We start from the raw sequence: 6,998 nt of genomic DNA, 5'->3' as shown, positions 1-6,998 counted from the left end.
GTAAGATCGTCTAGAGCTCATCCCTCAAGAATACCACCCTTTTACGACAGCCTCTTAGATCCGGCGACAGGAGGAGGCCCGAGGCGTACATGGGGTCGGCGAAGGCCAGGTAGAGGGGGAGGTTGAAGGCCCCGGGCTCGGTTTTGTCCGCCGCCAGGACCAAAAAGGCCTCGGCAGGCCGCTCCTTGAAGGTCATCTCCGCCACCTGGGGGCCCAGGCCGTGGAGGTTGCCGGTGAAGGCGTCCTTCAAGAGGTCCTGCCCCGCCCCGTAAAGCCCCTCCTCCTTGGCCACCGCCGTTCCCTCCTGGAAGGCCCGCCAGGCGAGGGCGTGGACCTCGGGGTGGCGGGGCCCACGGGTGTGGCTCATGAGGAGGACGATGTCGTCGCCGATGTGGAAGGTATAGGCGTCCAAGAGGAGGCGGCCCACCGCCTCCCGCACCACCGCCTCCACCTGGGCAAGGACCCGGCGGCTTGGTGCGGTGTGCCCGCCCATGGAGCCGATATCCGCTTTGAGCACGGAAAGGGTGACCTCCATACCTGCCTCCTTTCCCTTCCATGCTTCCACACCGACCCCCGGCAAGGCAAGGTGGGCGGGCGAGAGCCGCGCCGTGCCGTTGGAAATAGGGAAATCCTTGGGCGTGGCCCCCGTGGTACAATGGTCCCATGGCCGAGCACGAGGCGGCCTTCTGCCCGGTTTACGCGGCCCTCAACCTCCTCCAGGAGAAGTGGACGCTCCACATCATCCGCGCCCTCCTCGAGGGCCCCAAGGGCTTCAACGAGCTTTCCCGGGCCATCGGCGGCGTGAACCCCGCCACGCTTTCCCAGCGCCTAGAACACCTGGTTTCCCTGGGCCTGGTGGAGAAGCGGGTGGAGTCCCACATGCCCCCGAGGACCCGCTACAGCCTCACCGAGGCGGGCCGGGAGCTGGAGGCGGTCATCGCCGCCATAGACCGCTGGGCCCGCAAAAACCTGAAGGCCCCGGTGGCGTAGCTACTCCGCCTCCCCCGCCAGGTACTGCAGGTAGTTGGCGAGGCCCATCTGCTCCTTCAGTTCCCGTTGCGCCTCCAGCCAGTCCACGTGGGCTTCCTCGTCCTTGAGGATTTCCGCCACCATGTCCCGGGTGCCGTTGTCCCCCAGGGACTGGGCCAGGTTCATGGTCTCGTTGTACCCCTTCACCGCCATCAACTCCCCTTCGTAGTCGCGGAAGAGGATCTCCTCCACGTTCTTGCCGATGCGGATCTCCCCAATGCGGCTCACCTCGGGGAAGCCTTCCAGGAAGAGGATCCGCTCAATGTGCTTCTCGGCGTGGCGCATCTCGGTGATGGCGTGGGCCTTCAGGTGGCGGGCCAGGGCCTTAAAGCCCCAGTTCTCCGCCATCTCCGCGTGGACCATGTACTGCAAGATGGCGGCAAGTTCCTCGGAAAGCCTTTCCTGCAGGCTCTGGATCACCTCGGGGTGCCCTTTCATAGAAGCCTCCTCCCCCATCTTACCCCGTGGGAACCCGGCGCACGTGGGGGCCTTGGGCCTCGAGGTGGTAGACCTCCTTCGCCTCCTCGGGGAAGTCCTCCCGGAAATGGGCCCCCCGGCTTTCCTCAGGTAGTGGGGTGCTCCCGCCTTGGCCCGCCGCACCGCCTCCCCCACACCGCCTGCCGCCCGGATGTGGTTCTCCTTGAGGAGGATGCCGTCAAAGAGGCCAAAGCGGTGGTTCCTCCCCCCGCCCACCCGCACCGCGTACTTCTCCAGGTCCCTAAGGCCTGGGGTGGTCTTGCGCGTGTCCAGGACCTGGGCCTTGGTGCCCCGCAGCGCATCCACGTAGGCCCGGGTCAGGGTGGCGATGCCGGAAAGCCTTTGCAGGAGGTTGAGGGCCAGGCGCTCCCCCGCCAGAATGCCCCGCAAGGGGCCCTCGAGGCGGGCCACCTCCACCCCGGGGGCCACGGGGCTTCCCTCGGCCACCTGAGGTGCAAAGTGCACCCGGGCGTCGGCCAGGTGAAAAACCCGTTCCGCCACGGGAAGTCCAGCGATGACCCCTTCCGCCTTGCTCACGATGACCGCCTCGCCCCAAAGGGCCTCGTCCACCAGCAGGCCGCTCGTGAGGTCCCCATGCCCCAGGTCCTCGGCAAGCCAGGCCCGAAGGCGTTCGTCCAGGTCCTTGGCCACGCCCAACACGCTCCCATTGTAAGGAAGGCCTAGGGGCGCCCTTGGCCCTGCGCTACCCTTAGGGGGATGGCAAACCGGCTTAAGAACGCCCGAAGCCCCTACCTCCTGGCCCACGCCCAAGACCCCGTGGATTGGTACCCCTTCGGCGGGGAAGCCTTCCAAAAGGCCCAGGCGGAGGGGAAGCCCATCTTCCTCTCCGTGGGCTACCACGCCTGCCACTGGTGCCACGTGATGCACCGGGAGAGCTTCCAGGACGAGGAGGTGGCGGCCCTCCTCAACGCCCATTTCGTCCCGGTGAAGGTGGACCGGGAGGAGCGCCCCGACGTGGACGCTGCCTATATGCGGGCCCTGGTGAGCCTCACGGGCCAGGGGGGGTGGCCCATGAGCCTGTTCCTCACCCCTGAGGGAAAGCCCTTCTTCGGCGGCACCTACTTCCCCAAGGAGGACCGCATGGGCCTGCCCGGCTTTAGGCGGGTTCTCCTTGCCGTGGCCGAGGCTTGGCGGGAGAAGCGGGAAGGCATTCTGCAGGAGGCAGAGCACCTAACCCAGGCCCTTTGGCGGAGCCTCAACCCCCCTCCGGGCCCGGTGCCGAAAGAGGCGGAGGAAGAGGCCTTGGCCCACTTGGTCCAGGCCTTTGACCCCGAGTGGGGGGGATTCCTCCCCGCCCCCAAGTTCCCCCAGGGTACCCTCCTCCTCTACCTCCTGGCCCGAGCCTGGGAGGGGGAGGAGAGGGCCAGGGCCCTCCTGCCCAAAACCCTGCGGGCCATAGCCCTCGGGGGCCTCTACGACCAGGTGGGCGGAGGGTTCCACCGCTACAGCGTGGACCGTTTCTGGCGGGTGCCTCACTTTGAGAAGATGCTTTACGATAACGCCCTTTTGGCCCGGGTTTACCTTGGGGCTTACAAGGTCTTCGGCGACCCTCTTTCCCTGCGGGTGGCTCGGGAAACCTTGGACTGGCTCCTCTCCATGCAGGCCAAGGAGGGAGGGTTTTACACCGCCTTGGACGCGGATAGCGAAGGGGAGGAGGGGCGGTACTATACCTGGACCGAGGCGGAGCTCGCCGAGGCTTTGGGGGAGGACTTCCCCCTGGCCCAGCGGTACTTCGCCCTGGGGAAGGACCTTGGGGGGCGCTCCGTCCTCACCGCCTGGGGGGAGGTGGAGGTGGCGAGGGAGCTTGGGGAGGCCTTTGCCCCTTGGCGGGAAAGGGTGCGGCAAAAGCTCCTCGCCACCCGCAGGCGGCGCATGCCCCCAGCCCTGGACGACAAGGTCCTGGCGGACTGGTCCGCCCTGGCGGTGCGGGCCTTGGCCGAGGGGGGAAGGCTTTTGGGGGAAGGGCGCTACCTGGAGGCGGCCCGTAAGGGGGCGCACTTCCTCCTTCAGGCCATGCGGAAGGAAGGGCTTCTCCGCCACGCATGGCGGGGAGGAAGCCTGGGGGAAGAAGCTTTTTTGTCCGACCAGAGCTTCACCGCCCTCGCCCTCTTGGAGCTTTACACCGCCACGGGGGAGTGGCCTTATCTAGCCCAAGCGCAGGTGTTGGCCGAGGCCGCCTGGACGGCCTTCGTTGGGGGAAAAGCTTCCCCCAAGCTTCCCCTCCCGGCAGGGGAGGTGGAGGAGACCACCTTGCCCTCGGGGGAAAGCGCCTTGGCGGAAGCCTTTTTCCGGCTTGGCGCCATCTTCCAGGGCGACTACGTTGAGCGGGCGGAAGGCCTGCTGGAGACCAGGGCCCTTTGGCTTAGCAGGTACCCCCAGGCCCTGCCCGGAGCCCTCCTGGCCAAAAGCTTCTTGGAGAGGGGAACGGAGCTGGCTTTGCCCCTGCCCTCCCCCATGGCGCAAGCGGCGAAGGAAACCTTTTTACCCTTGACCCAAGTGATCGTGGGACCTCCGGGGGCCCTGCCGGCTTTGGAGGGCCGGGAAGCGGGCAGAGCTTACGTCTGCCGGCGGGGGGTGTGCGCTTTGCCAGTTCTGGACTGGGGGGAGGTTCTACGGGAGGTGAGACGTGTGTGATTTATTTCACGATTATACGAGCTCGTGCTATCTCTCTCCCCTCCCCTTGACCAACACCCCTAATGTCCGCTAAGCTACTACCGACCGTTCGGTAAGGAGGCCCATATGCCCGAAGCCTGGATCGTGGAAGCGGTGCGAAGCCCCATCGGCAAGCACGGGGGTGCCCTGAGCGCCGTGCGGCCCGACGACCTCTTGGCCCACGTCCTCTCCGCCCTCATGGACCGCGCCGGGGTGCCCAAGGAGGAGGTGGAGGACGTCTACGCCGGCTGCGCCAACCAGGCGGGGGAGGACAACCGCAACGTGGCCCGCATGGCCCTCCTCCTCGCCGGCTTCCCCGTGGAGGTGGCGGGCTGCACCGTGAACCGCCTCTGCGGCAGCGGCCTGGAGGCGGTGGCCCAGGCGGCCCGGGCCATCTGGGCGGGGGAGGGAAAGGTCTACGTGGGAAGCGGGGTGGAGTCCATGTCCCGCGCCCCCTTCGTGGTGCCCAAGCCGGAGCGGCCCTTCCCCACCGGGAACCAGGTGATGTACGACACCACCCTGGGCTGGCGCCTCGTGAACCCCAGGATGCAGGCCCTCTACGGCACGGAGAGCATGGGGGAGACGGCGGAGAACCTGGCGGAGATGTACCGCATCCCCCGGGAGGAGCAGGACCGCTTCGCCCTCCTCTCCCACCAGAAGGCGGTGCGGGCCTGGGACGAGGGGCGCTTTGCCAGGGAGGTGGTGCCCGTCCCGGTGCGGCGGGGGAAGGAGGAGGCCCTGGTGGCGGTGGACGAGGGCCCGAGGCGGGACACCTCCTTGGAGAAGCTCGCGAGCCTCAAGCCCGTCTTCCGGGAGGGGGGCACGGTGACGGCGGGGAATTCCAGCCCCCTGAACGATGGGGCGGCGGCGGTGCTCCTGGTCTCGGACGACTACGCCAAGGCCCACGGCCTGAAGCCCCTGGCCCGCATCCTTAGCATCGCCGTGGCGGGGGTGCCCCCGAGGATCATGGGCATCGGCCCGGTGCCCGCCACAAAGAAGGCCCTGGAGCGGGCGGGCCTAAGCCTTGCCGACGTGGGCCTCATTGAGCTCAACGAGGCCTTCGCCGCCCAGGCCTTGGCGGTCCTTCGGGAGTGGGGGCTTGCCATGGAGGACCCCCGCCTGAACCCCAACGGGGGGGCCATCGCCCTGGGGCACCCCTTGGGGGCCTCGGGGGCCCGGATCCTCACCACCCTGGTCCACGAGATGCACAGGCGCCGGGTCCAGTTCGGCCTGGCCACCATGTGCATCGGGGTGGGCCAGGGAATCGCCGTGGTGGTGGAGGGGTTCTAGGGGGCTTCCCTAGCCGGGGGCCAGGGCAGTTTCATGTGATATCCGTCACGATACTGATCCCACGTGAACACGATCTCCACCCCAGGCCAGACCTGCCCCAAAAGCCAAAGGTCCTCCGGCACCACCCGCACGGGCATAGCGTAGCCCCCCAAGCTTCCCTTGTCCGCCAAAAGGACGAGGGGCCGCCCCGAGGGAGGTACCTGAACCCCTCCCAAGGGCGTGGCCTTGGAAAGCCCCTCTCCTCCCGGCACCTCCGGGCCCAGGAGCTCCACCCCCATGCGGTCCGCCCGGGCCACGCGGAAGGGGGCGGAAAGGAAGGCCTCAAGCGCCTCCCGGCTAACGTCAGGCCCAGAGAGAAGGCGAAGCCGAAAGGAAAGAGGCCTCATGGGAAAGGCGAGGCCGGGGCGGGCCGGGCGGAGCGCCTTTAGGCCAAGCACATCCCCCGCCCGGAGGGGCCGGCCCACCCGGCCCCGGAGGTCGGGGGAAACCGAGCCCCAAAAGGGAAGGGCCTCGAGGCCCCCCGCCACCGCCAAATAGCCCCGCACCCCCTTCCCCTTGGGCCTGAAGCGGAGGGCCTTGCCCTTCGGCCAAAGGAAGCTTCGCCCCGGGGCGATCTCCTCCCCGTCCAAAAGGGCCACGAACCCGTAGCCCGCAAAGGCCGCCACCAAGGCGCGGAGGGCGGTGAGGACCGGCCCCTTGTGGGCGAACTCCAAAAGGGGTGTCCCGGCAGGGTTTCCCACCAGGCGGTTCGCCACCCCGGCGGAATAGGGGTCCAAGGGCCCGGAGCGGGCAAGCCCTAGGTGCCCCGCCCCAAACCTTCCCCCGTCCACCACGAGGTCCAAAAGCCCAGGCTCCTCCACCCGCAGGGCGGGGAAGCGGGGAGAGGGGGGAAGGAGGTCTAGGGGCGCAGGCTCCGGGGGTGGAGGACCCTCCGCCTCCCGAAAGCGCACCCAATCCCCCGGGGAAAGGAGGAAAGCCGGCTCCCGATGGAGGTCGTACACCGCCACCAAGGCTGTGCCCAAAAGGTGCCACCCGCCCGGGGAGGGCAAGGGGTAGATCCCCGTCTGCGCCCCAGCCATGGCCACGCTATGGGCCGGCACCCGGGGCCTCGGGTGCGCGCGGCGGGGCAGGCGCAGGGCCTCGTCCACGGGGGCCAGGAAGGGAAAGCCCGGGGTGAAGCCCAGGGCGTAGACCCGGTAGAGGGGGGCCTGGTGGCGCCGCTTCACCTCTACTTGGGAAAGCCCCGTGCGCCGGGCCACCTCTTGGAGGTCTTCCCCGTCGTAGCGAACGGGGATCTCCACCACCCGCCCCACCCCTTCCTCCTCCGGCGCCAAGCCCCTTAGGCGCCGGAGGAGGGCTTTTCGGGAAAGCCGCTTGGGATCGTACTCCAGGTAAAGGGTGGCGTAGGCGGGCACCGCCTCCAGAAGCCCCGGGGGAGGAGCCTGCCAAAGGGCCCGGGCCAGGCCCTGGGCCAGGCGGTTGGCCTCCTCCGAAAGCCCCTCGCCAAAGACCAGGTAAAGCCCCTCCAC

The 6,998-nt window shown here is 68.3% G+C and carries 5 protein-coding genes and 2 pseudogenes; 3 read left to right on the top strand and 4 right to left on the bottom strand.

The window, feature by feature from the left end; genetic code table 11:
- Positions 1-25: 25 nt before the first annotated feature.
- A pseudogene (locus tag L0D17_RS03515) lies at positions 26-535 on the bottom strand (fructose 1,6-bisphosphatase); the annotation flags it as partial.
- A 128-nt stretch (positions 536-663) separates the two neighbouring features.
- Between L0D17_RS03515 and L0D17_RS03510 the strand changes: the two are divergent.
- A complete protein-coding gene (locus tag L0D17_RS03510; RefSeq protein ID WP_039460039.1) occupies positions 664-990 on the top strand; it encodes a winged helix-turn-helix transcriptional regulator in 327 nt (108 codons plus the stop codon).
- Here the strand turns inward: L0D17_RS03510 and bfr are convergent, their stop codons facing one another.
- Entirely contained in the window at positions 991-1,467 is a 477-nt protein-coding gene (gene bfr, locus L0D17_RS03505) for a bacterioferritin (protein ID WP_039460038.1), read from the bottom strand.
- 123 nt (positions 1,468-1,590) lie between these two features.
- A pseudogene (gene nadC / locus L0D17_RS03500) lies at positions 1,591-2,163 on the bottom strand (carboxylating nicotinate-nucleotide diphosphorylase); the annotation flags it as partial.
- Positions 2,164-2,223: 60 nt separating this feature from the next.
- On the opposite strand from nadC, the gene L0D17_RS03495 reads away from it, so the two are divergent.
- Complete coding sequence (locus L0D17_RS03495) at positions 2,224-4,161, top strand: thioredoxin domain-containing protein (RefSeq protein WP_243093895.1); 1,938 nt, start codon at positions 2,224-2,226, stop codon at positions 4,159-4,161.
- Positions 4,162-4,266: 105 nt separating this feature from the next.
- Positions 4,267-5,469: a thiolase family protein gene (locus L0D17_RS03490; RefSeq protein WP_243093894.1), complete on the top strand. Its 1,203-nt coding sequence runs from the start codon at positions 4,267-4,269 to the stop codon at positions 5,467-5,469.
- Here L0D17_RS03490 and pxpB read toward each other — a convergent pair.
- Complete coding sequence (pxpB, locus tag L0D17_RS03485; RefSeq protein ID WP_243093893.1) at positions 5,466-6,998, bottom strand: 5-oxoprolinase subunit PxpB; 1,533 nt, start codon at positions 6,996-6,998, stop codon at positions 5,466-5,468. The two genes, L0D17_RS03490 and pxpB, sit on opposite strands and share 4 nt — an antisense overlap.

Source organism: Thermus thalpophilus (assembly GCF_022760915.1).
Lineage (GTDB): Bacteria > Deinococcota > Deinococci > Deinococcales > Thermaceae > Thermus > Thermus thalpophilus.
This window is presented reverse-complemented; position numbering and strand designations above follow the sequence as displayed.